Annotated in this window: 17 protein-coding genes and 4 tRNA genes; 3 read left to right on the top strand and 18 right to left on the bottom strand. The window is 64.8% G+C overall.

Going from position 1 to position 23977, the window contains the following annotated elements; translation table 11 throughout:
- Positions 1-8 precede the first annotated feature (8 nt).
- Positions 9-2324, top strand: a complete 2316-nt coding sequence (locus tag AC6LJ9_RS02995; RefSeq protein WP_498146383.1) for a CHASE2 domain-containing protein — start codon at positions 9-11, stop codon at positions 2322-2324.
- 15 nt (positions 2325-2339) lie between these two features.
- Here AC6LJ9_RS02995 and AC6LJ9_RS02990 read toward each other — a convergent pair whose 3' ends face one another.
- On the bottom strand, positions 2340-3638 hold the full coding sequence (locus AC6LJ9_RS02990; protein WP_498146382.1) for a serine/threonine-protein kinase: 1299 nt from the start codon (positions 3636-3638) through the stop codon (positions 2340-2342).
- 159 nt (positions 3639-3797) lie between these two features.
- On the opposite strand from AC6LJ9_RS02990, the gene AC6LJ9_RS02985 reads away from it, so the two are divergent.
- Positions 3798-4193 (top strand): TssQ family T6SS-associated lipoprotein, encoded by a 396-nt coding sequence (locus AC6LJ9_RS02985; protein ID WP_498146381.1) that lies wholly within the window; start codon positions 3798-3800, stop codon positions 4191-4193.
- 138 nt (positions 4194-4331) lie between these two features.
- Here the strand turns inward: AC6LJ9_RS02985 and rpoC are convergent, their stop codons facing one another.
- From rpoC to hisN, 14 genes are all read right to left on the bottom strand, one after another.
- Complete coding sequence (rpoC, locus tag AC6LJ9_RS02980) at positions 4332-8576, bottom strand: DNA-directed RNA polymerase subunit beta' (RefSeq protein ID WP_103271751.1); 4245 nt, start codon at positions 8574-8576, stop codon at positions 4332-4334.
- Complete coding sequence (rpoB, locus tag AC6LJ9_RS02975; protein WP_498146380.1) at positions 8576-12688, bottom strand: DNA-directed RNA polymerase subunit beta; 4113 nt, start codon at positions 12686-12688, stop codon at positions 8576-8578. Before rpoB ends, rpoC begins: the two co-directional genes overlap by 1 nt.
- A gap of 163 nt (positions 12689-12851) precedes the next feature.
- On the bottom strand, positions 12852-13232 hold the full coding sequence (gene rplL, locus AC6LJ9_RS02970) for a 50S ribosomal protein L7/L12 (RefSeq protein WP_006389590.1): 381 nt from the start codon (positions 13230-13232) through the stop codon (positions 12852-12854).
- Between the two features lie 81 nt (positions 13233-13313).
- Positions 13314-13838, bottom strand: coding sequence for a 50S ribosomal protein L10 (gene rplJ / locus AC6LJ9_RS02965; RefSeq protein ID WP_103271753.1), 525 nt, complete (start codon positions 13836-13838; stop codon positions 13314-13316).
- Between the two features lie 266 nt (positions 13839-14104).
- Entirely contained in the window at positions 14105-14800 is a 696-nt protein-coding gene (rplA, locus tag AC6LJ9_RS02960) for a 50S ribosomal protein L1 (protein WP_498146379.1), read from the bottom strand.
- 2 nt (positions 14801-14802) lie between these two features.
- On the bottom strand, positions 14803-15234 hold the full coding sequence (gene rplK / locus AC6LJ9_RS02955; RefSeq protein ID WP_006389587.1) for a 50S ribosomal protein L11: 432 nt from the start codon (positions 15232-15234) through the stop codon (positions 14803-14805).
- A gap of 65 nt (positions 15235-15299) precedes the next feature.
- Positions 15300-15833 carry a transcription termination/antitermination protein NusG gene (gene nusG / locus AC6LJ9_RS02950; protein WP_006389586.1) on the bottom strand — a complete coding sequence of 178 codons (534 nt, stop codon included), beginning with the start codon at positions 15831-15833 and terminating at the stop codon, positions 15300-15302.
- A gap of 9 nt (positions 15834-15842) precedes the next feature.
- Positions 15843-16223: a preprotein translocase subunit SecE gene (gene secE, locus AC6LJ9_RS02945; protein ID WP_103271755.1), complete on the bottom strand. Its 381-nt coding sequence runs from the start codon at positions 16221-16223 to the stop codon at positions 15843-15845.
- A 63-nt stretch (positions 16224-16286) separates the two neighbouring features.
- Positions 16287-16362: transfer RNA gene (locus AC6LJ9_RS02940), tRNA-Trp, on the bottom strand.
- A gap of 217 nt (positions 16363-16579) precedes the next feature.
- The gene (gene tuf / locus AC6LJ9_RS02935; RefSeq protein WP_103271742.1) at positions 16580-17770 is read right to left on the bottom strand and encodes an elongation factor Tu; all 1191 of its coding nucleotides are present in this window, start codon (positions 17768-17770) and stop codon (positions 16580-16582) included.
- A 48-nt stretch (positions 17771-17818) separates the two neighbouring features.
- Positions 17819-17893, bottom strand: a tRNA-Thr gene (locus tag AC6LJ9_RS02930).
- Between the two features lie 10 nt (positions 17894-17903).
- A tRNA-Gly gene (locus tag AC6LJ9_RS02925) sits at positions 17904-17977 on the bottom strand.
- A 159-nt stretch (positions 17978-18136) separates the two neighbouring features.
- Positions 18137-18223: transfer RNA gene (locus AC6LJ9_RS02920), tRNA-Tyr, on the bottom strand.
- Positions 18224-18974: 751 nt separating this feature from the next.
- Positions 18975-19778, bottom strand: coding sequence for a histidinol-phosphatase (gene hisN / locus AC6LJ9_RS02915; RefSeq protein ID WP_498146378.1), 804 nt, complete (start codon positions 19776-19778; stop codon positions 18975-18977).
- Between the two features lie 596 nt (positions 19779-20374).
- Here hisN and AC6LJ9_RS02910 point away from each other — a divergent pair.
- Positions 20375-21136 carry a DeoR/GlpR family DNA-binding transcription regulator gene (locus AC6LJ9_RS02910; protein WP_212313189.1) on the top strand — a complete coding sequence of 254 codons (762 nt, stop codon included), beginning with the start codon at positions 20375-20377 and terminating at the stop codon, positions 21134-21136.
- A 52-nt stretch (positions 21137-21188) separates the two neighbouring features.
- Here AC6LJ9_RS02910 and AC6LJ9_RS02905 read toward each other — a convergent pair whose 3' ends face one another.
- From AC6LJ9_RS02905 to AC6LJ9_RS02895, 3 genes are read right to left on the bottom strand one after another with little or no spacing between them, the layout of a single operon-like run.
- Entirely contained in the window at positions 21189-22190 is a 1002-nt protein-coding gene (locus AC6LJ9_RS02905) for an asparaginase (protein WP_498146377.1), read from the bottom strand.
- Positions 22183-23100 (bottom strand): ParB/RepB/Spo0J family partition protein, encoded by a 918-nt coding sequence (locus AC6LJ9_RS02900; RefSeq protein ID WP_103271759.1) that lies wholly within the window; start codon positions 23098-23100, stop codon positions 22183-22185. Before AC6LJ9_RS02900 ends, AC6LJ9_RS02905 begins: the two co-directional genes overlap by 8 nt.
- 43 nt (positions 23101-23143) lie before the next feature.
- Entirely contained in the window at positions 23144-23971 is an 828-nt protein-coding gene (locus AC6LJ9_RS02895) for a GNAT family N-acetyltransferase (protein WP_498146376.1), read from the bottom strand.
- Positions 23972-23977 lie beyond the last annotated feature (6 nt).

The raw sequence follows: 23977 nt of genomic DNA, 5'->3' as shown, positions 1-23977 counted from the left end.
CCCGCGCCATGGCCGACGCCGCCCACCCGCAGGACCGCAGCTCGCGCTCAGGGCTGTGGCTGGCGGCGGCGCTGATCGCGCTGGCGGCCCTGCTGGGCGCGCTGAACGGGCTGGGCCGCGTCGACCAGATCCTGTATGACCGCGCGGTCGTCATGACGCCGCGCCCGGCATCGCCGGACATCCTGATCGTCGCGATCGATGACGCCACCATCGACGCGCTGGGCCGCTGGCCCTGGCGCCGCGCCATCCATGCCGCCCTGCTCGACCGCCTGCACGGCGCGCGGGCGGTGGGCCTGGACGTGATCTTCGCGGAACCCGACACGATCAATCCGAACGACGACGCGATTCTCGCCGACAGCCTGCGCCGCAACGGCCGCGCGGTGCTGCCCGTGGTGCTGGACCGGCTCGACCACCCGGGCAGCATGAGCATGCCCATCCCGGCGCTGGCCCAGGCCGCGGCGGGGCTGGGCTTCATCAACGCCCGCATCGACGCCGACGGCGTGGTGCGCGAAAGCGTGCTGCGCGTGCAGTTCGACGGCGACTGGTGGCGCCATCTGGCCCTGACCCTGCTGCGCATCGGCGGCGAATCCGACGTTGCCGGCCGCTTGCTCAAGCGCGCGCAACCGGATGGCAGCATTCTGATCCCCTATGCCGGCCCGCCGGCCCATACCCACACCGTGTCCTATCTGTCGGTGCTGCGCGGCGACCTGCCGGCGGACGCGCTACGCGGCAAGTATGTGCTGGTCGGCGCCTGGGCCACCGGCCTGAGCGACACCTATCCGACGCCGGTGTCCCATGACACGAGCGGCATGTCGGGCGTTGAAATCGTGGCCAATGTGTTGCAGGCGGCGCGCGACGATATCGCCTATCAGGCGCCGCCGCCCTGGTTGAACGCGCTGTTCTCCGCGCTGCCGGCGCTGCTTGCCTGCCTGGCCTTGTGGCGGCTTTCGCCCAAGCGCGCCCTGCTGGTGTGCCTCGCGCTCCTGGCCGCCGTGCTGGCGGCATCGCTGCTGCTGCTGTCGCAGGCCAATCTGTGGTTCGCCCCCAGCGCGGCGATGCTGGGCGTCGCGCTCAGCTATCCGATGTGGAGCTGGCGCAGCCAGGAAGCCGCGCTGCGCTACATGGACTACGAACTGCGCCGTCTGCAGCGCGAGTACCCGCCGGTGCTGAACGAAGCCCGCGCGCAGTCCTTCGGCCACAGCGCCTCGCTCGAGCATCGCGTCGGCGAACTGAGCCGCGCCCTGGCCCGCGTGCGCAACCTGCGGCGCTTCCTGGCGGACGGCCTGGACGGCATGCCGGACGCAACCCTGGTGTTCGACGAACAGGGTCGCATGCAATTCCGCAACCAGGCCGCGGTCATGTATTTCCAGCGGCTCGGCATGCGCCCGCCGCGCGTCGGCCATCCCGCCACGCATCTGCTCGAACGCACGATTTCAGATGATGACGCGCGCCAGCGCCTGGCCGACGCACTGAGCGGACAGGAACGCGAATCCTCGCCCTGGAGCGCCGACCTGGAAGTGCGCGATCGCGCGGGACGCGACCTGATCCTCAAGTGCGCGCCCATCCACACGGCGGAAGGCCATTTTGCCGGCACGGTGGCCACGCTCACCGACATCTCCAGCATCCGCCAGGCCGAGCGCCAGCGCGAGGAAACGCTGCGTTTCGTGTCGCACGACATGCGCGCGCCGCAAAGCTCGATCCTGGCGTTGATCGACATGCATCACGAAGCGGACGCGCGCGACAGCCAGGACGATACCCTGCGGCGTATCGCCATGCTGGCGCGCCGCACGCTGAACCTGGTGGACGATTTCGTGCACCTGACCCGCGCCGAATCGATGGCCATCCGTCCGGTCGAGCTGGACCTGGGCAGCCTGGTGCAGGATGGCGTGGACGAGTTCTGGGCCGCCGCCCAGAAGAAGAACATCGCGCTGGCGACACAGCCCGACCTGCCCGTGGCCTATGCGCTGGGCGACCAGACGCTGCTGATGCGGGCGCTGTGCAATCTGATCGACAACGCGATCAAGTACAGCCCGGCCGACACCCGCATCGATTGCGGCATAGCGGAAGACGACGGCTATTGGCGCGTCAGCGTGCGCGACCAGGGCCGGGGCATCGCCGCACAAGACCTGGACAGCCTGTTCGAACCGTTTTCCCGCGTGGCCGCCGATACGCGCAAGGACGTGGGCGGCGCCGGCCTGGGCCTGGCCTTCGTGCGCACGGTGGCGCAACGCCACGGCGGCACGGCGCAAGTCAGCAGCGAACCGGGCCAGGGCTCGGTCTTCAGCCTGCGACTGCCGATGGCGCCGGAGCACGACGGCCAGTAACCGCGCGCCCCCGCGTCATTCGAAGACGTGCGAGATCACCGCGGGCTTGCCCGCCTTGATTTCCAGCGTGCCGCGGTATGGCGGCAGATCCGCATTGCGCAGCACCACCTGGTATTTGCCGGGAATCAGGCGCAGCTCCTTCACCGGCGGACTGATGCCGCGCGCGACGCCGTTGATCCAGACCTCGCCCCAGGGCCTGATGTCCAGCCGCACCGTCACGGGTGTCGCGATGGGCCGGGGCTTGGGTTCCTCCTGCGGCTGCGCCGGCGCTGCCGGCTCGGCCTGGAAGGCGCTGTTGTCCAGGGAACGGGCCGCGCCGATCAGGGCTTCCGTTGAAGGAGGCGCGGCATCCGCGGCAACCGGCGGCTTGAACTCCGCGACCAGCGCGGGCATCGTCTGCTGCGCGAGCTGCAGCCCGGGCGGCGCCACGGGCGGCTCGGCGCGCGCCATTTGCGGCTCGGCTTGCGGCGCGGACGGCTGCGCCGGCGCCTCCGGTCGGACCATGGGCGGGTTCGGCGGCATCAGCTCGGAGCTGGTGATCAGCGCATTGGGCGCGCGGCCGGACTGGAACCAGCCAAAGGTGCCACCCACGATGACCAGCGCCAGCAACAGGCCGATCCATACCGGCTTGCCGCGCTTCACGGCCGGCTGGCGCAGATGCGCGCCGCCAACCGGCAGCGAGGCCTGTTGCGAGGCGCCGGCCGCGCCCGGAGACGCGGGCGTGGCATCTGCGTAGACCACCATGCCCAGCCTGCCCGCCAGATCCGCCAGCGACTGCGGCCGCTCGGCCGGCTGCATGGACAGGCCCTCGTCGATGACGCGCAGGAACTCCTGGCTGTACTTGGACAGGCCCAGCTGGGCCAAGGGCTCGTAGGGGTCTTCGGCCCGCCGTTCCGGCGCTGGCGGCGGGCACAGGCCGGTGACCAGGGAGTGCATCACCGCGCACAGCCCGTACACGTCGGTCCAGGGGCCGCGCGGCCACTGGGCCGTGTCGGCATACAGCTCGATCGGCGCGAATCCGGGCGCGAGCGGCAGGGAGTTGCGGCGCGAGCGGGCCACCACCAGTTCAGGCAGCAGGTGGGCGCGGGCGCCCTCGTCCATGCCGACAGTGTCCAGCGAGATGTCGCCACAGATCTCGCCCTGCGCATGCAAGGACATCAGCGACGGCAACAGATCGGACAGCAGGCGCTTGATGCGCGCCTCCGGCACGCCCCCCGCCGCAGTCGCGGCGATGGCGCTCAGGGGACGCAACGCCAATGGCGCGGCGCCGGAAAATGGGCCACGCGGCGTCAACAGGCCGGCGGATGATGACATGTTCAAGGCGGTGCTCGGGACGTACGTACCCGGGAATGACGGTTATTAGCCCGAATATTATCGAATCTGCAACACAAGGACATTGCCGAAAATGTCCGACCGCATCAGGCTGTGGCACGATAACGCCATCGCCAATCCTCACCAATTCTGCGCATGCCCATGAAAATCCGCTCCTTCGCCGCGCTGGCCGGCGTCGTCACCGTGCTTGCCGGTTGCGCCGGCATGCAACGCGCGCTGCCCGAAGCGCCCGCCACGCCCCAGGCGCTGGAACAATTGCAACAAGTGCGCGACCAGTACGCCGCCGGCCATTACGGCGAAGTGGTGCGCCAGGTGGCGAAATCGGACGAGCTGGCGGGCTCCACCCGGGCGGTGCGCGTCGAAGCCTACAAGCTCCAGGCGTTCAGCTATTGCGTCACGCGCTACACCCAGCTGTGCGTGGACAGCTTCGCCCGCATCCTGGCCCTGGACCCCTCGTTCGAGCTGGCGCCCAATGAAGCAGGCCACCCGGCCTGGGGACCGGCCTTCCAGCGCGCCCGGGAGCAGGCCGGACGCTAAGGCCCGCGCCCCGCGAATCCCGTCCGCGCAAAAGCCCGCGCGGAAAAACAGAAAGGCCGCCGATTCGCATCGGCGGCCTTTCTTGTGTCCGGCCTCCCCGCGCCAGACTGCGCACGGGGAGTTGTCCGAAGGCTCCGCTTATTCGGCGGCGTCCTCGGCGCCCAGATCGGCGACAGGGGCGTCCGCATCGGAACCCACCGTGACCGGCGCGTCCTCGAACGGGTTGGCCAGCTGGCGAGCGGCTTCGCGTTCCGCGGCCTCCAGCGCTTCCTTGTCCCTGCGGGCATGGTGGTACGCCAGGCCGGTACCGGCCGGGATCAGACGGCCGACGATGACGTTTTCCTTCAAGCCGCGCAGGTCGTCGCGCTTGCCCATGATGGCGGCCTCGGTCAGAACCCGGGTGGTTTCCTGGAACGAAGCGGCCGAGATGAACGAGTCGGTCGACAGCGAGGCCTTGGTGATGCCCAGCAGCACGTTGTCGTACGAAGCCGGACGCTTGCCCTCAGCCTCGACGCGGTCGTTCTCGTTCAGCAGCTCGGAGCGCTCGACCTGCTCGCCCGGGATGAACTCGGTATCGCCCGCATCGACGATGTTCACGCGGCGCAGCATCTGACGAACAATCACTTCGATGTGCTTGTCGTTGATCTTCACGCCCTGCAGACGGTACACGTCCTGCACTTCGTCGACGATGTAGGTCGCCAGCTTCTCGATGCCCTGCAGGCGCAGGATGTCGTGGGGATCGGCCGGGCCGTCCACGATCATTTCGCCCTTGTTCACCACCTGGCCGTCGTGCACCAGCACCTGCTTTTCCTTCGGAATCAGGAACTCGTGGCTGACGCCTTCCAGGTCGGTGATGACCAGACGCTGCTTGCCCTTGGTGTCCTTGCCGAACGAGACCGTGCCGGTGACGTCGGCCAGCATGCCGGCGTCCTTCGGCGAACGGGCTTCGAACAGCTCGGCCACGCGCGGCAGACCCCCGGTAATGTCGCGGGTCTTCTGCGATTCCTGCGGAATACGCGCCAGCACTTCACCGACCGCCACTTGCTGCGTGTCGCGCACGGTGATCAGCGCGCCCACCGGGAACGAGATGTTCACCGAGTGATCGGTGCCGGCGATCTTGACGTCGTCGCCGTTCTCGTTGACCAGCTTGATCTGCGGACGCATGACGATCTTGCCGCCGCGCGTCTTGGGCGTGATGACGACCAGCGTCGACAGGCCGGTGACTTCGTCCACCTGCTTGGCGACGGTAACGCCTTCCTCGATGTTCTCGAAGCGCACGGCGCCGCCGTATTCCGACACGATCGGACGGGTCAGCGGGTCCCAGGTCGCCAGGCGGGCGCCAGCCTTGACGGCTTCGCCATCGCCCACCAGCACGGTCGCGCCGTACGGGATCTTGTGGCGTTCGCGTTCGCGGCCGTTGTCGTCGAAGATCGCCAGTTCGCCCGAGCGCGAGATCGCCACGCGTTCGCCCTTGGCGTTGGTGACGTAGCGCATCGTGCTGGCAAAGCCAACGGTACCGGCAGACTTGGTTTCCACCGCGCTGGCCAGGGCCGAACGCGACGCCGCGCCGCCGATGTGGAACGTACGCATCGTCAGCTGCGTGCCCGGTTCACCGATGGACTGGGCGGCGATGACGCCAACCGCTTCGCCCTGGTTGACCGGCGAGCCGCGGCCGAGGTCGCGACCGTAGCAGTGCGCGCACAGGCCGTGACGCGTTTCGCAGGTCAGCGGCGTGCGGACCTTGACTTCGTCCACGCCCAGGCGGTCGATGGTGTCGACCATGTCTTCGTCCAGCAGGGTGCCGGCCTCGATGGCCGTTTCCTGCGTGTCCGGGTTGACGATGTCGATGGCGGCAACGCGGCCCAGGATGCGGTCGCGCAGCGGCTCGATCACTTCACCGCCTTCGACCAGCGCCTTCATGGCGTAGCCTTGCGAGGTGCCGCAATCGTCTTCGGTGATGACCAGATCCTGCGTCACGTCGACCAGACGACGGGTCAGATAGCCCGAGTTCGCGGTCTTCAGTGCCGTATCAGCCAGACCCTTACGCGCGCCGTGGGTCGAGATGAAGTACTGCAGCACGTTCAGGCCTTCACGGAAATTCGCCGTGATGGGCGTCTCGATAATGGAGCCGTCCGGCTTGGCCATCAGGCCGCGCATGCCGGCCAGCTGGCGGATCTGGGCGGCCGAACCACGGGCGCCCGAGTCGGCCATCATGTAGATCGAGTTGAACGATTCCTGGCGCACTTCCTCGCCGTGACGGTTGGTCACGGGCTCGGTGGCCAGCTGTTCCATCATCGCCTTGCCGACCTTGTCGCCGGCCTTGCCCCAGATGTCCACCACGTTGTTGTAGCGTTCCTGGGACGTGACCAGACCCGACGAGTACTGCTTGTCGATTTCCTTCACTTCGCGGCTGGCTTCGGCCAGGATGCTTTCCTTGGCCGACGGGATCAGCATGTCGCCCATGGCGATCGAGATGCCGCCGCGCGTGGCCAGGCGGAAGCCCGACTGCATCAGCTTGTCGGCGAAGATCACCGTGTCGCGCAGGCCGCAACGGCGGAACGACTGGTTGATCAGGCGCGAGATTTCCTTCTTCTTCAGCGCCTTGTTCAGCACCGTGAAGGGCAGGCCCTTCGGCAGGATCTCGGACAGCAGCGCGCGGCCGACCGTCGTCTCGTGACGGCGGATCACCGGCTGCCATTCGCCCGCTTCGTCGCGCTCGTGTTCCTTCAGGCGCACGGTGATGCGCGTCTGCAGTTCCACTTCGCCGTTGTCGTAGGCGCGCTGCACTTCAGCGACGTCGGTGAAGAAAATGCCTTCGCCCTTGCCGTTGATGCGCTCGCGGGTCGTGTAGTACAGACCCAGCACGATGTCCTGGGACGGCACGATCGACGGTTCGCCGTTGGCGGGGAACAGCACGTTGTTCGAGGCCAGCATCAGCGTGCGCGCTTCGAGCTGGGCTTCCAGCGACAGCGGCACGTGCACGGCCATCTGGTCACCGTCGAAGTCGGCGTTGAACGCCGCGCAAACCAGCGGGTGCAGCTGGATGGCCTTGCCTTCGATCAGGACCGGTTCGAACGCCTGGATGCCCAAACGGTGCAGCGTGGGCGCACGGTTCAGCATGACCGGGTGTTCGCGGATGACTTCTTCCAGGATGTCCCAGACCACCGGTTCCTGGCTTTCCACCAGCTTCTTGGCGGCCTTGATGGTCGTGGCCAGGCCCATCATCTCCAGGCGATTGAAGATGAACGGCTTGAACAGTTCCAGGGCCATCAGCTTGGGCAGGCCGCACTGATGCAGCTTGAGCTGCGGACCCACCACGATGACCGAACGGCCCGAGTAGTCGACGCGCTTGCCCAGCAGGTTCTGACGGAAACGACCGCTCTTGCCCTTGATCATGTCCGCCAGGGACTTGAGCTGGCGCTTGTTGGCGCCCGTCATGGCCTTGCCACGGCGGCCGTTGTCCAGCAGCGAGTCGACGGCTTCCTGCAGCATGCGCTTTTCGTTGCGCAGGATGATTTCAGGGGCCTTCAGCTCCAGCAGGCGCTTCAGACGGTTGTTGCGGTTGATGACGCGGCGGTACAGGTCGTTCAGGTCGGAGGTCGCGAAGCGGCCGCCGTCCAGCGGCACCAGCGGACGCAGGTCCGGCGGCAGCACGGGCAGCACTTCCATGACCATCCACTCGGCCTTGATGCCGGACTTCTGGAAGCCTTCCAGCACCTTCAGGCGCTTGGAGATCTTCTTGATCTTGGCTTCCGAGCTGGTGGCCTTCAGTTCGCCGCGCAGCGTTTCCACTTCGCGGTCGATGTCGATGGTGCGCAGCAGTTCGCGCACGGCTTCGGCGCCCATCAGCGCGCGGAAGTCGTCACCATATTCCTCGGTCTTGGCGAGGAAGTCGTCGTCGGACATGATCTGACCGCGCTTGAGCGGGGTCATGCCGGGTTCGATCACGCACCAGGCTTCGAAGTACAGCACGCGTTCGATGTCGCGCAGGGTCATGTCGAGCACCATGCCCAGACGCGAGGGCAGGCTCTTCAGGAACCAGATGTGCGCGACCGGGCTGGCCAGCTCGATGTGGCCCATGCGCTCACGGCGCACCTTGGCGACGGTAACTTCAACGCCGCACTTCTCGCAGATCACGCCGCGGTGCTTCAGGCGCTTGTACTTGCCGCACAGGCACTCGTAGTCCTTGATCGGGCCGAAGATCTTCGAGCAGAACAGGCCGTCGCGCTCGGGCTTGAAGGTACGGTAGTTGATCGTCTCGGGCTTGCGGACTTCGCCGTAGGACCACGAACGGATCTTCTCCGGCGAGGCGATGCCGATCTTGATGGCATCGAATTGCTCGTCTTGCGAGACTTGCTTAAAGAGGTCGAGTAGCGCTTTCATTAGTTACGCTCCAAATCCATGTCCAGGGCCAACGAGCGGATTTCCTTGACCAGCACGTTGAACGATTCCGGCATGCCGGCATCGATGACGTGATCGCCCTTGACGATGTTTTCGTATACCTTGGTGCGGCCGGTGATGTCGTCGGACTTCACCGTCAGCATTTCCTGCAGGGTGTAGGACGCGCCGTAGGCTTCCAGCGCCCACACTTCCATTTCCCCGAAGCGCTGGCCGCCGAACTGCGCCTTGCCGCCCAGAGGCTGCTGCGTGACCAGCGAGTACGGACCCGTGGAACGCGCGTGCATCTTGTCGTCGACCAAGTGGTGCAGCTTCAGGTAGTGCATGTAGCCGACGGTCACCGGGCGCTCGAATTTCTCGCCGGTGCGGCCGTCGAACAGCCAGGCCTGCGTGCGCGACGGGGTCAGCTGCATGCGCTTGGCGACGTCGTCCGGATAGGCCAGCTCGAGCATCGTCGTGATTTCCTCTTCGGTCGCGCCGTCGAACACGGGCGTCGCGAACGGCACGCCGTTCTTGAGGTTCTGCGCCATTTCCATGACTTCGTCGTCGGTCAGCTCGTCGATGCGCGCGCCCGAACCGGTCGTGTTGTAGACCTTGTCCAGGTAGGCGCGGACGTTCTTGACCTGCGCGGTGCGCTCGTCGCGCAGCATGTCGGCGATGCGATGGCCCACGCCCTTGGCGGCCCAGCCCAAGTGCACTTCCAGCACCTGACCCACGTTCATCCGCGAGGGCACGCCCAGCGGGTTCAGAACGATGTCGGCGGGGGTGCCGTCAGCCATGTGCGGCATGTCCTCGACCGGGGTGATGCGCGAGACCACGCCCTTGTTGCCGTGACGGCCGGCCATCTTGTCGCCAGGCTGCAGGCGGCGCTTCACGGCCAGGTAGACCTTGATCATCTTGAGCACGCCCGGGGGCAGCTCGTCGCCTTGCGTCAGCTTCTTGCGCTTTTCTTCGAAAGCCAGGTCGAACTGGTGGCGCTTCTGCTCCAGCGATTCCTTGGCCTGCTCCAGCACGACGGCGTGCGGCTCGTCGGCCAGGCGGATGTCGAACCACTGCCAGCGGTCCAGATCAGCCAGGTAGGCCTTGGTGATCGAGGCGCCCTTGGCCAGCTTGCGCGGGCCGCCGTTGACGGTCTTGCCGACCAGCAGCTTCTCGATACGGTCGAACTGGTCGTTCTCGACGATGCGCAGCTGGTCGTTCAGGTCCTGGCGGTAGCGGCGCAGTTCATCGTCGATGATGGACTGGGCGCGCTTGTCGCGCACGATGCCTTCGCGGGTGAACACCTGCACGTCGATGACGGTGCCGGTCATGCCCGAGGGCACGCGCAGCGAGGTGTCCTTAACGTCGGACGCCTTTTCACCGAAGATGGCGCGCAGCAGCTTTTCTTCCGGCGTCAGCTGGGTCTCGCCCTTGGGCGTGACCTTGCCGACCAGCACGTCGTCGGCGCTGACTTCGGCGCCGATGTAGCAGATGCCCGAATCATCCAGGCGGTTCAGCTGGGTTTCGGCCAGGTTGCTGATGTCGCGCGTGATTTCTTCCGGTCCGAGCTTGGTGTCACGGGCGACGACCGTCAGTTCCTCGATGTGCACCGAGGTGTAGCGGTCATCGGCCACGACCTTTTCCGAGATCAGGATCGAGTCTTCGAAGTTGTAGCCGTTCCAGGGCATGAACGCGATCAGCATGTTCTGGCCCAGGGCGAGTTCGCCCAGGTCCGTCGACGCGCCGTCGGCCAGCACATCACCCTTGGCGACGCGATCGCCGCGCTTGACGATGGGACGCTGGTTGATGTTCGTGTTCTGGTTGGAACGCGTGTACTTGATCAGGTTGTAGATGTCCACGCCGACTTCGCCGGCCACGTTTTCATCGTCGTTCACGCGGATAACCACGCGTTCGGCGTCGACGTGGTCGACCAGGCCGCCGCGCAGCGCCTGCACGGTGGTGCCCGAGTCAACGGCCACGGTGCGCTCGATGCCCGTACCCACGACCGGCTTTTCCGGACGCAGGCAAGGCACGGCCTGACGTTGCATGTTGGCGCCCATCAGCGCGCGGTTCGCGTCGTCGTGCTCCAGGAACGGAATCAGCGAGGCGGCGACCGACACGATCTGCGACGGGGCCACGTCCATGTAGTGCACGTTGGCCGGCGCGGTCAGCATGGTTTCGCCCGCTTCGCGGCAGGCCACCAGGTCGTCGACGAAACGGCCGTCTTCGTCCAGCGCGGCGTTGGCCTGCGCGATGACGTAGTGGCTTTCCTCGATGGCCGACAGGTAGTCGATCTGGTCGCTGACCTTGCCGTCGATGATCTTGCGGTAAGGCGTTTCCAGGAAGCCGTACTCGTTCAGGCGAGCGTACAGCGCCATGGAGTTGATCAGGCCGATGTTCGGGCCTTCCGGCGTTTCGATCGGGCAGACGCGGCCGTAGTGGGTCGGGTGCACGTCGCGGACTTCGAAGCCGGCGCGCTCGCGGGTCAGACCGCCCGGGCCCAGTGCGGAAACGCGACGCTTGTGCGTGATTTCCGACAGCGGGTTGGTCTGGTCCATGAACTGCGACAGCTGGCTCGAACCGAAGAACTCCTTGATGGCGGCCGAGATCGGCTTGGAGTTGATCAGGTCGTGCGGCATCAGGTTTTCGGTCTCGGCCTGGCCCAGACGCTCCTTGACGGCGCGCTCGACACGCACCAGGCCGGCGCGGAACTGGTTCTCGGCCAGTTCGCCCACGCAACGCACGCGGCGGTTGCCCAGGTGATCGATGTCATCGATCTGGCCACGGCCGTTACGCAGCTCGACCAGCACCTTGATGGTTTCAAGGATGTCTTCGTTGGTCAGCGTCATCGGACCGGTGATGTCCTCGCCACGGCCCAGACGGCTGTTGACCTTCATGCGGCCGACGCGCGACAGGTCGTACGTCTCTTCGCTGTAGAACAGGCGCTGGAACAGGGCCTCGACGGCTTCCTCGGTGGGCGGCTCGCCGGGGCGCATCATGCGGTAGATCGCCACGCGCGCGGCCATCTGGTCGGCGGTTTCGTCGGTGCGCAGGGTCTGCGAGATGTAGGGACCGCGGTCCAGGTCGTTCGTGTAGAGCGTCTGGATGTCGTGCACGTTGGCGGCGCGCAGGGCGGCCAGCACGCTTTCCGTGATCTCGTCGTTGGCGTTGGCGATGACTTCGCCGGTATCGGCGTCAACGATGTTCTTGGCCAGCACGCGGCCGTACAGGAACTCTTCAGGCACCGAGATGCGCTGGATGCCGCCGGCAGCCAGGTCGCGCAGGTGCTTGGTGTTGATGCGCTTGTCCTTTTCGACGATGACCTTGCCGGAGCGGTCCGAGATGTCGAAACGGGCCATTTCGCCCTTCCAGCGCTCGGGCACGAATTCCATCATCGCGCCTTCGCTCTTCAGTTCGAAATTATCGAAGTCGAAGAAGTTGGCCAGGATGGTTTCCGGCGTCATGCCGATGGCCTTGCACAGGATCGTGACGGGCATCTTGCGGCGACGGTCGACGCGGAAGAACAGCACGTCCTTCGGGTCGAATTCGAAGTCCAGCCACGAACCGCGGTAAGGAATCACGCGGGCCGAGAACAGGAGCTTGCCGGAGCTGTGGGTCTTGCCGCGATCGTGTTCGAAGAACACGCCGGGCGAGCGGTGCAGCTGCGAAACGATGACGCGCTCGGTGCCGTTGATGACGAAGGAACCGGTGCCGGTCATGAGCGGAATCTCGCCCATGTAGACTTCCTGTTCCTTGACTTCCTTGACCGTGGGCTTGCTGACTTCGCGGTCGAGCAGCACCAGGCGCACCTTGGCGCGCAGGGGCGACGCATAGGTCAGGCCACGTTGCTGACATTCCTTGACATCGAACACCGGTTCGCCGAGCACATAGCTCACGAACTCCAAGCGCGCCATACCGTTGTGACTAACGATCGGGAAAATCGACGTAAACGCCGCCTGCAAACCGTCGGCTACGCGTTCGGACGGGGCGGTATCCGCCTGCAGGAAAGTTAGGTAGGATTGAAGCTGAGTCGCCAGCAGGAAAGGAACGTTTTGAACGTCTTCACGCTTGGCGAAGCTTTTGCGGATGCGCTTTTTTTCGGTGTACGAGTAAGGCATGAGCACTCCGACTCGAGGTTGCATGGGCCGTCAACCACGGCCCCAGGTGATACGACTCCAGGAAACCCCACTGCGAAGGGCCTGCCCCCAGTAGGGGTTTCCTGGAAACGCAAAAGCCCGGGGACTGCAGACTACGCTGTCCCCGGGCAGATGACGCAAGGTCTTACTTGACTTCGACCTTGGCGCCAGCTTCTTCCAGCTTCTTCTTGGCGGCTTCGGCGTCAGCCTTGGCAACGCCTTCCTTGACGGGCTTCGGAGCGCCGTCGACCAGGTCCTTGGCTTCCTTCAGACCCAGGCCGGTCAGCTCGCGCACGGCCTTGATGACGCTCACCTTGTTGGCGCCGGCTTCAGCCAGCACAACGGTGAACTCGGTCTGCTCTTCAGCAGCGGCGGCGGCGCCACCAGCGGCCGGGGCGGCCACGGCCACAGCGGCGGCAGCAGCCGACACGCCGAACTTCTCTTCCATTTCCTTGATCAGCTCGGACAGTTCGAGCACGGTCATGCCAGCGATGGCGTCAAGGATTTCAGCTTTGTTAAGTGCCATTTTTCAGAACTCCAGATATTGGGTAATGCCAGGGTTTGGGTGTCGCTCGGTCGTTCAGCGAATTCCGGAAAGGACGGGCGATTAAGCCGCGGCCTTCTGGTCGCGCACGGCGGCGAGGCCACGGGCGAACTTGGTCGGAACTTCGTTGAGCGTACGCACGAATTGCGCGATGGGGGCTTGCATGGTGCCCAGCAGCTTCGACAGCAACTCTTCGCGCGAGGGCATGGTGGCCAGGGCCTTCACGCCTTCTTGGTTCAGCAAGTTGTTGGGCAGAGCGCCCGCCTTGATGACCAGCTTGTCGTTGCTTTTCGCGAAACCTGCGAGGACCTTGGCCGCCGTAACCGGGTCGGCGCTGATGCCATAGATCAGCGGACCGGTCAGTTGCTCGGACAACGGCTCGAAAGCCGTGCCGGCAACAGCACGACGGGCCAGCGAGTTCTTCAGAACACGCAGATACACGCCCGATTCACGCGCAGTTTTGCGCAGTACGGTGACAGAGGCGACGTCCAGACCACGGTACTCGGCGATAACGATCGATTGGGCCTTGGCGACTTCCGCCGAGACTTCCTCGATCACCACCGCTTTCTCTTGACGATTGAGACTCACGGTTTGAACACTCCATCAAAAGACGCTTGGGGCAGATGCCTTGCACGTCAACCGAATGCGGCGCCTGGTCGAGTTCTTCGAATAAAGAAATCTTCCTGGGGACGCCGTCTACGCTGGATCCAGACTCTGCAAGCTCCGGGATTAAGCGGGGTGGCGGGTTGGTGGGCCCTTGCGGGCTTTCCGGTTCACCACCCTGCTCCAGCGGTCTTTGACAGCAGCATCCGGAAGGATCCGGATGCGGCCCAAAGTACGTTACAGCCGTCGGCTTAGGCCGACAGCGAGGCGATTTCCACGCGCGCACCGCCGCCCATCGTGGACGAAACGGCCAGCTTGCGCAGGTAAATGCCCTTGGCAGCTGCGGGACGAGCCTTTTGCAGGGCGTCGACCAGAGCGGCCAGGTTGGTTTGCAGCTGTTCCACGTTGAACGACGCGCGGCCGATCGTGGCGTGGATGATGCCGGCCTTGTCGGTGCGGTACTGCACCTGGCCAGCCTTGGCGTTCTTGACAGCGGTGGCGACGTCCGGGGTCACGGTGCCGACCTTCGGGTTCGGCATCAGGCCGCGCGGGCCCAGGATCTGACCCAGGGCGCCGACGACACGCATCGTATCGGGCGAGGCGATGACCACGTCGAAGTCCATTTGACCGGCCTTGATCTGGTCGGCCAGGTCGTCCAGACCGACGATGTCGGCGCCGGCGGCCTTGGCGGCTTCAGCCTTGTCGCCTTGGGCGAACACGGCCACGCGAACCGACTTGCCGGTGCCGGCGGGCAGCACGACCGAACCGCGGACCAGTTGGTCCGACTTCTTCGGGTCGATGCCGAGCTGCACGGCCACGTCAATGGATTCATTGAACTTGGCGACAGCGGTTTCCTTGACCAGGGTCAGGGCTTCAGCGACCGGGTACAGCTTGCTGCGGTCGATCTTCTGAGCGATAGCGGCAGCGCGCTTGGACAGTTTTGCCATGATTAGATCCCCTCAACCGTGATGCCCATGCTGCGGGCGCTGCCAGCGATCGTGCGGACGGCGGCGTCCAGATCGGCGGCGGTCAGGTCCGGACCCTTGGCCTTGGCGATTTCTTCAGCCTGGGCGCGGGTCAGCGTGCCGACCTTGTCGGTATGCGGCTTGGACGAGCCCTTTTGCACGCCGGCGGCCTTCTTGATGAGGACCGTCGCGGGCGGGGTCTTCATGATGAAGGTGAAGCTCTTGTCCGCGAAGGCGGTGATCACCACGGGGATCGGCAGACCCGGCTCCATGCCTTGGGTCTTGGCGTTGAACGCCTTGCAGAATTCCATGATGTTCAGGCCACGCTGACCCAGGGCCGGGCCAATCGGGGGGGAGGGGTTAGCCTTACCAGCCGGTACTTGCAGCTTGATAAAGCCGACGATCTTCTTCGCCATGCTTATGCTCCTTGCGGGTTATATCGCCCCGGACCAGACGGACCGAGGCTCCCCGGGGGTTGATGTCAGGTCTTTTCGACCTGGCTGAAATCGAGTTCGACGGGCGTCGCGCGACCAAAAATGGTGACCGACACGCGCACCTTGCTCTTTTCGTAGTTGACTTCTTCGACGTTGCCGTTGAAGTCCGCAAACGGACCTTCCTTGACCCGAACCATCTCGCCCACCTCGAAGAGGATCTTGGGACGCGGTTTCTCGACGCCCTCTTCCATCTGGGAGAGGATCTTTTCGACTTCCTTCTCGGAAATCGGGGTCGGACGATTGCCCGAGCCACCCAAAAAGCCGGTGACGCGGTTCGTATTCTTGACCAGGTGCCACGTTTCGTCGGTCAGGTCCATTTCAACCAGGACGTAACCGGGGAAAATGCGGCGCTCGGTGATCGACTTCTGACCACCCTTGACCTCGACGACTTCCTCGGAGGGCACAAGGATGCGGCCGAAAGACGTCTGCAGGCCCGCGCGCTCGATGCGCTCGTTCAGGGCCTTGTGCACACTCTTTTCCATGCCAGAGTACACATGGACGACATACCAACGCTTACTCATTCGCCGTCCTTATTTCCAGCCCAGCAACAGGCCGTAGAGAATCCATTCGATGCCCTTGTCGAGCACCCACATGAAAATGCCCATGATCGCCACGAACGCGAAAACGATGCCCGTCATCTGGGTCGTTTCCTTGCGGGTGGGCCAGGACACGCGCTTGACTTCGTTGTAGGACTCGCTGGCGAAGCTCAAGGTGCGGCGGCCCGGCTCGCTGAACCAGGCGATCGCGAAAGCGATCACGAGGCTGCCGACGAACACGCCGATACGTGCAGGCATGGGTTGCGCGCTGAGCACGGAGAACCCGACGATGCCAGCAATAACGACAAGAACCGCCAGCCCGAGCTTGACCCGGTCGGCGGTACTGGTAACAGTTTCAACGCTGGTATTAGACATATTGCGACGCGAGCCGCCTGAATGCGTAACTCGCGATGATCTCCCGCGGGTTTATCCTGGCGGTGGCAGGGGCAGTAGGAATCGAACCTACAACCTTCGGTTTTGGAGACCGACGCTCTGCCAATTGAGCTATACCCCTAAAACACTACTCGTGCTCGGCACTGCTTCGCACAGCTAGCGGTGGCGCTGTTGGCACTACATTGGCGCTACGACTGAACTACTACTGATCACTTTCTGATCAGACCCCGCTTGTTTTGCCGTGCTTTCGCACAGTTGACTTGCGGAACCCGAAATCATACTACTTTTACAGCAAAAAGGGTAGAGGGGCTTGAAAAGCCTCTCTACCCTTTCTGGAATTACTTCAGGATCTTGGCGACGACGCCGGCGCCGACGGTACGACCGCCTTCACGGATGGCGAAGCGCAGGCCTTCTTCCATGGCGATGGGGGCCAGCAGCTTGACGGTCATCGTCACGTTGTCGCCCGGCAGAACCATTTCCTTGTCGGCCGGCAGGTCGATCGTGCCCGTCACGTCCGTCGTGCGGAAGTAGAACTGGGGACGATAGCCGTTGAAGAACGGGGTATGGCGGCCGCCTTCTTCCTTGGACAGGATGTACACCTCGGACGTGAAGTCCGTGTGCGGGGTGATCGAGCCCGGCTTGGCCAGAACCTGGCCGCGCTGGACGTCTTCACGCTTGGTGCCGCGCAGCAGGATGCCCACGTTGTCGCCGGCTTGGCCTTGGTCCAGCAGCTTGCGGAACATTTCCACGCCCGTGCAGGTCGTCTTGACCGTCGGGGTGATACCGACGATTTCGATTTCCTCGCCGACCTTGATGATGCCGCGTTCGATACGGCCGGTCACCACGGTGCCGCGACCCGAGATCGAGAACACGTCTTCCACCGGCATCAGGAACGCGCCGTCAACGGCACGCTCGGGCGTCGGGATGTAGGTGTCCAGGGCTTGGGCCAGGGCCAGGATGGCCTGCTCGCCCAGCTCGCCCTTGTCGCCTTCCAGCGCCAGCTTGGCCGAACCCTTGACGATCGGGGTGTCGTCGCCCGGGAAGTCGTACTTGGACAGCAGTTCGCGAACTTCCATTTCCACCAGCTCGAGCAGCTCGGCGTCGTCAACCATGTCAGCCTTGTTCAGGAAGACGATGATGTACGGCACGCCGACCTGGCGCGACAGCAGGATGTGCTCGCGGGTCTGCGGCATCGGGCCGTCAGCGGCCGACACGACCAGGATCGCGCCGTCCATCTGGGCAGCGCCCGTGATCATGTTCTTGACGTAGTCGGCGTGGCCCGGGCAGTCAACGTGCGCGTAGTGACGCGATTCCGTTTCGTACTCGACGTGCGCGGTGTTGATGGTGATGCCGCGCGCCTTTTCTTCAGGAGCCGCGTCGATCTGGTCGTAGCCCTTGGCTTCGCCGCCGAACTTGGTCGACAGAACCGTCGTGATGGCTGCCGTCAACGTCGTTTTGCCGTGGTCAACGTGACCAATCGTACCCACGTTCACGTGCGGCTTGGTACGTTCAAACTTGCCTTTTGCCATGGCTGACTCCTGACCTGGATTGCGCTTCTGACTGAAGAAAAGAAGTTGTGGTGCCCATGACGCGGATCGAACGCGTGACCTCTCCCTTACCAAGGGAGTGCTCTACCACTGAGCCACATGGGCGTATAAATCTTGGAGCGGGTGAAGGGAATCGAACCCTCGTCGTAAGCTTGGAAGGCTTCTGCTCTACCATTGAGCTACACCCGCGGCTACCCTTTCACCTTCTCGTACTTCCCAACACCTTCAAATTCAGGCCCTTGGAACCTTACGACCTTCGTTGCAAAGGCCGCCCAGCTCCCAGGGCTTGCATTTTAAAATCCAGGCCGCCGATGATCTAGCCGCGCCTGGATTTAGGTATAGGGTCTCTGGTGGAGGAGGTTGGATTCGAACCAACGTAGGCGCAAGGCCAACAGATTTACAGTCTGCCCCCTTTAACCACTCGGGCACCCCTCCAGCGGAGAACTTGAGATTATGAACACTTTCGAATCCGGTGTCAAACGCCGGGATCGAAAATTTCCAATTTCCAGTCCTGCCTCCGCCGCGTTTCCGCGCAGAGGGGGCGAAGCTTACAGGTTTCTGCGAAACGCTGCACGGAAAAGTTGCGCCCGCCGGGCCCGGGGACTCCGGGCGCGGCGTGCGGGTTTATCCGTCTGCCGGACCAGCCGCCCCCCCCTTCCCGGCAAAACAAGCTGCGCCCGAACCGCCGCGTTTCGCCCCACCTCTGCCCACAACCCTTTCAGCACCCTGCTCTCTTGCGCCCGCCGCCACCCCAAAAAAAAGAACAAGGACGCGGCAGATAGACAGAACCGCCTTCCCTCTTTCACCCACCCGCCAACAGATGCGCAATGGACGACGGTCAGGCCCTCCCCTGCCCTCACACAGAACAATCACAAGCTCTCGGCAGTGCGCCAGACCCGCCCCCATCCTCATGCGCTCCCCGGCCGAAGAAATGGCGCAATTCTCGCAATCCGGGCGCGCCAAGCCAAACCCGCCATATTCTTGCGATACACCGTCTCACCCAATTTATGAGCTTTTACTCGCTTATTTGAATAAGCAAGCTTTAGCTCATGAATTTTCATATGCAAATCTTTACTCGCAAAATATCCGACGCTTTGCTCGTAAAACTTCAACGCACGAAGTAAAGCGATTGCTCGCATTCAACACGAGACCGCGGCGCTCGAATCGCTGCCGTTCCTGATTCGTTTCAAACCAGGTGCGCCAACGCACGCATGGCCTGCTGATGCAGCTGTGGCGTAGCGGCGGCAATCACACGACCATCCGAATCCAGGCCTGGCGGCCGGCCGGCCCAATCAGTGATGACGCCGCCCGCGCCTTCGATCACCGGCATCAGCGCCAGATAGTCATAGGGCTGCAATCCCGCCTCGACCACCAGGTCGACATGGCCGCTGGCGAGCAAGCCATAGCTGTAGCAATCGCCGCCATAGCGACGCATGCGCGTCGAACGCGCCAGGGCGTCGAATGCGGCCAGTTCGGCGGCATTGAAGATATCGGGCGAGGTTGCGTACAGAATGGCCTGGTCCAGGCTTACACAGCGGCTGGCCGAGCAAGGCTGTCCGTTCAAGGTCGACACGCCACCCTGCGTACCGATCCAGCGCTCGTCCAGCATCGGCACATCGATCAGGCCCAGCACCGGCCTGCCCCGGTGCAGCAACGCCAGCAAGGTGCCCCACAAGGGATTGCCGGAAATGAAGGCGCGCGTGCCGTCGATGGGATCCAGCGACCACACGAATTCCGCCTCGGCCTGCTGCACGCCATACTCTTCACCAAAAATGCCGTGTTCGGGATACTGCTGCGAGATCGCCGCCCGCAACGCTGCTTCGACTTCGCGGTCGGCCTGGGTGACCGGGCTCTCGTCGGCCTTGGTGTCGATGGACAGGGGATGCCGGAACCACTGCCGCGACAAGGGCCGGACCCGGTCCGCCAGTGTCTGGGCAAATGCGGCGTAGGCGGCCAACTGCTGTGCCGCGAGCGGCGTCGAGGTATGCATAGCTGTACTCCAAAACAGGGCAGGCCCGGATACATGGACCCGTCAGGCAAGCGCCACGCACCGGCTTGAACGCCTGCCTGCTGTTCGGCGACGCAAAAGCGCCTGGTCCGTTGCAGGCAAAGGAATCCCGGCTGGACGTTTTGCCACAAATTTGCAAATATACCTAGAAATACAACCCGGATTCTGACATCTGGATGGCAGCCCGCGATAAAGCGGATGTTTGGCCGTTCCAGGCGCGCGGCGTCGCTCCATGATGCCGCGAATGGGCCACGCTGACGCCGCGACTCGCGCCTGCGGCGGTTTCAAGATCAGGGCTGCCTGACCCCATGCGATCCGACCCGTTTCCGAACAACCCTGTGGACAAGTCTGTGGGCAATTGCTTGCGCAGCTTTTGTTGGCCTGCCTCCCGACTTGAATCCGCCATTGCCGCGGCGGGCGCTCGCCGTTCCGTACCCGGACGAATTCCCCGTCCCCGGGGGACCTGCGTGGCAAGCCCGGGCCGTATCATGCCAACTGCGCCGGGACGGCTACGCGTGAATCGGCTCTCCCGGGCACCCGGCGTGCAACGCGCCGGCTATAGATAGGAAGCATCCGTTATGTGGCAAGAAGAGCGGTATCAGCGAATCCGCGCGCTGCTGTCTACATTGCAGCAAGTCTCGACCGACCGCATCGTCGGCGAATTGGGCGTATCCCGGGAAACCGTCAGGCGCGACCTGCTCGAGCTGGAAGCGTTGGGAGAACTGCGCCGCGTGCATGGCGGCGCGGTACCGGTGCACAGCGAGCCGCCCATCGCCGAGCGCGTGCATACCCGCGTGAAGTACAAGCGCGCCATCGCGCGCCTTGCCGCCAGCCTGACCGCCAGCGGCCAGACCCTGTTCCTGGACGCCGGCAGCACCACCAGCGTACTGGCCGACGAGTTGGCCACGCAGAGCGGGCTGACCATCATCACCAACTCGTTCGACGTGGCGCGCAAGATCGGCGCCGCCGGCAACGGCGCCAACGAAGTGCTCATGCTGGGCGGAACGGTGGGCGGCCCGGTCTGCGCCACCGCCGGCGGCGTCACCGTGGCCGAGATCCACCGCTATCGCGCGGACCTGGCGCTGCTGTCGCCGGTGGGCGTGGATGCCGAATGCGGCGCCACCAGCTACGACCTGCGCGAAGCCGACGTGGCGCGGGCCATGGCCGACAACGCCAGGCAGCGGGTGCTGCTGGCCGACTTCAGCAAGATCGGCGTGTGCAGCCGCATGTCGTACTGCGCCGCGGACCGCATCGACCACCTCGTCACCAACGCGTCGGCGCAAGCCTTGCCCGCCTATGCGGCGCTGGAATCCGTGGTGGGCGCGGTGTCGATTGCCTGACGGCGCATGGCCGCGCCAGGCGCTCAGGTCGAGCACACGGCGCGCGGCCTGATCAGTAGCGTTCGAAGCAATGCTGCAGCGCCACCGGATCACGCGTGGCGGACAAACCCAGCATCAACAGGATGCGCGCCTTCTGCGGGTTCAGGTCTGTCGCCGCGATGAAGCCCAGCGCGGCGTCATCGAGTTCGACGTCGCGCGCGACGAAGCCACTGCCGGCGCGGCTGGAGCGGACCACGGCCACGCCGGAAGCGGCGGCGCGCGTCAGGGCGCTGATGGCTGCGTCGGTCGCATTGCCGTCCCCGACGCCTGCCAGCACGATGCCTTGGCTCACGGATGCCATGAAATCGATCACGTCGGCCTGCAGGTCCGCATGCGCGTATACGATGCCCACGCGGGGCCAGCCCGACTTTTCCAACAATGCGAGTGAAAACTCGCTTTGCGTGGAATGCGTGGTGGCGTTGCGGGAATAGAACTTCGGCGCGCCGCCGTGCATGACGCCAGCCCGGCCGCGATTGGGCGAGCTGAACGCGCACAGGCCGGCGCTGGCGATCTTCTGCACCTCGCGCGCATAGTGGATGTCTTCGTTCATCACCACCAGCGGCCCGCGGCCGCGGGCCTCGGCATGGCGCGCCAGCGCCACCGCGTTGTACAGATTGGCGGGACCTTCGGCGCCCAGCGCGGTGGCCGGGCGCATCGCGCCAACCAGCACGACAGGCTTGTCATGGCGCACCACCAGGCTCAGGAAATACGCGGTCTCTTCCAGCGTATCCGTGCCGTGCGTGATGACGATGCCGGCCACGGATGCATCCTGGCACAAGGCATCCACGCGCGCGGCCAGCGCGCGCCAGACCTCATGCGTCATGTTCTGGCTGCCGACGTTGGCCACCTGCTCGGCGCGAATGCGGGCAATGCCCGCCAGCTGCGGCACGGCGGCCAGCAGATCATCCACCGAGAAGGAGCCGGCCTTGTAGCCGGCCGAGATCGCGTCGGCCTGGGCGCCGGCGATGGTGCCGCCGGTCGCCAGCACCGCCACCACGGGCAGCGCGTCAGGCATCAACCACTCCGGACAGACCCTGGCGTTCGAGTAGGGAGTTCAGGTGTTCCCAGCCGTGGAAGTCGATCACGATCTGGCCCTTGTCCTTGGCCCCGACCTTGAGCGCGACGCGCGTGCCCAGATGATCGGACAAGGCTTCCTCCAGGCGCGTCAGGTCGCGCGACACGCCATTGGCCTTCTTGCGCGGCGCCGATGCCGACTCGGCATCCTTGGCGGTCTTGGCGACCAGCTTCTCGGCCTCGCGCACCGACAGGCGGCGGGCGATGATCTGGTTGGCCAGCTGGATCTGCGTGGCCGCGTCCACGGCCAGCAGCGCGCGCGCATGGCCCATGTCCACATCGCCGGCCAGCAGCATGGTCTGCACGGGCGCGGCCAGGTTCAACAGGCGCAGCAGATTGCTGGTGGCCGAGCGCGAACGGCCGATGGCCTGGGCTGCCTGTTCGTGCGTCAGGCCGAATTCGTCGAGCAGGCGGCGCACGCCATGCGCTTCTTCAAGCGGGTTCAGGTCCTCGCGCTGGATGTTCTCGATCAGCGCCATGACGGCGGCGTGCTCGTCCGCCACTTCGCGCACCAGCACCGGCACTTCCTTCAGGCCGGCCAGCTGCGCCGCGCGGAATCGCCGCTCGCCGGCGATGATTTCGTACTGTCCGGGTTCTTCGCCCAGTTCGCGCACAAGAATGGGTTGCATGATGCCTTGTGTGCGGATCGATTCAGCCAGTTCGCCCAAGGCGCCCTCGTCCATGCGCGTGCGCGGCTGATATTTGCCGGCGCGCATCTTGGAGACGGGCAAGGTGGACGGCGGACCCTCGGGCTTGGCCTGCGCCTTGCCGATATTCTCGATGGCGGGCGCGTCGGCGCCCAGCAGGGCATCCAGTCCGCGACCCAAACCCTTGGGTTTCTTGGTGGCCATAGTTAAATCCTCTTTCCTTCTGTTTTTGTATCCCGAGCCGGGCTCAGGCGGCCGCCTGCTCGGCGGGCAGGCGGTACCAATACGCGTAACAGTCTTTGAAACCGTAGCGGGCGTACAAGGCGCGCGCGGCGGCATTGTCCGGCTCCACCTGCAAATAGGCGGTGGCCGCGCCGTCGGCCGCGCCTGCGGCCAGCAAATATTCCACCAGCGCGCCGGCATGGCCTTTGCGCCGTTCCTCGGGATGCGTAACGATATCGAACAGGCCCAGCAAGTCGCCGTCGCGCACGGCCAATCCCGCAGCCACGCAACGGCCATCGCCGGCATGCGCCAGCACCGGCGAGATATCCACAGCCAATCCCGCCAGGCGTGCGCGATGTTCCTCGACATGCTGCGGCAAGGCGCCGCGCATGCGTCCAACTTCATCGGCAAAGCGGACCGGGTCCGCCATTGCGAACGTCAGCCTGGCAGGCGCGGCCTGCGGCCGAGGCGCCAATGGCGCGGACATGACGCGGGTTTCTTCGATCAGTGCATAGCCGCGCGCGGCCAGTTCGTCGTCCAGGGAAAAATCCGGTCCGATGGACGTCAGGCGGAACAGCATCGGCAGGCCGCGGCGCGCGTACAACGAAGAACAATACGCCAGCCGCTCATCGAGCGGACGTGTGGATAACCCCAGCACATTGATGCTGCGCACCCGCTTGGCCGCCGACGGCGCAAAACGCACCAGCCAGCCGTCGTAGAGCACCTGCGCGGAAACGGCCGTGGCGTTCAGCGCGGCCTCTTCCAGCCGCACGCGCAGGCGGTCGCGCGCATCGTCCTGAGGACGCGCGGCAGGCGCTGCGGAGGGGCGGGAAAAGAGCGTTGCTGCGGACATGGCTGC

This window comes from Achromobacter sp. 1011811831 (assembly GCF_059760905.1).
Note: the sequence above shows the minus strand (reverse complement) of the source record. Positions and strands in the feature narration are given on the sequence as shown.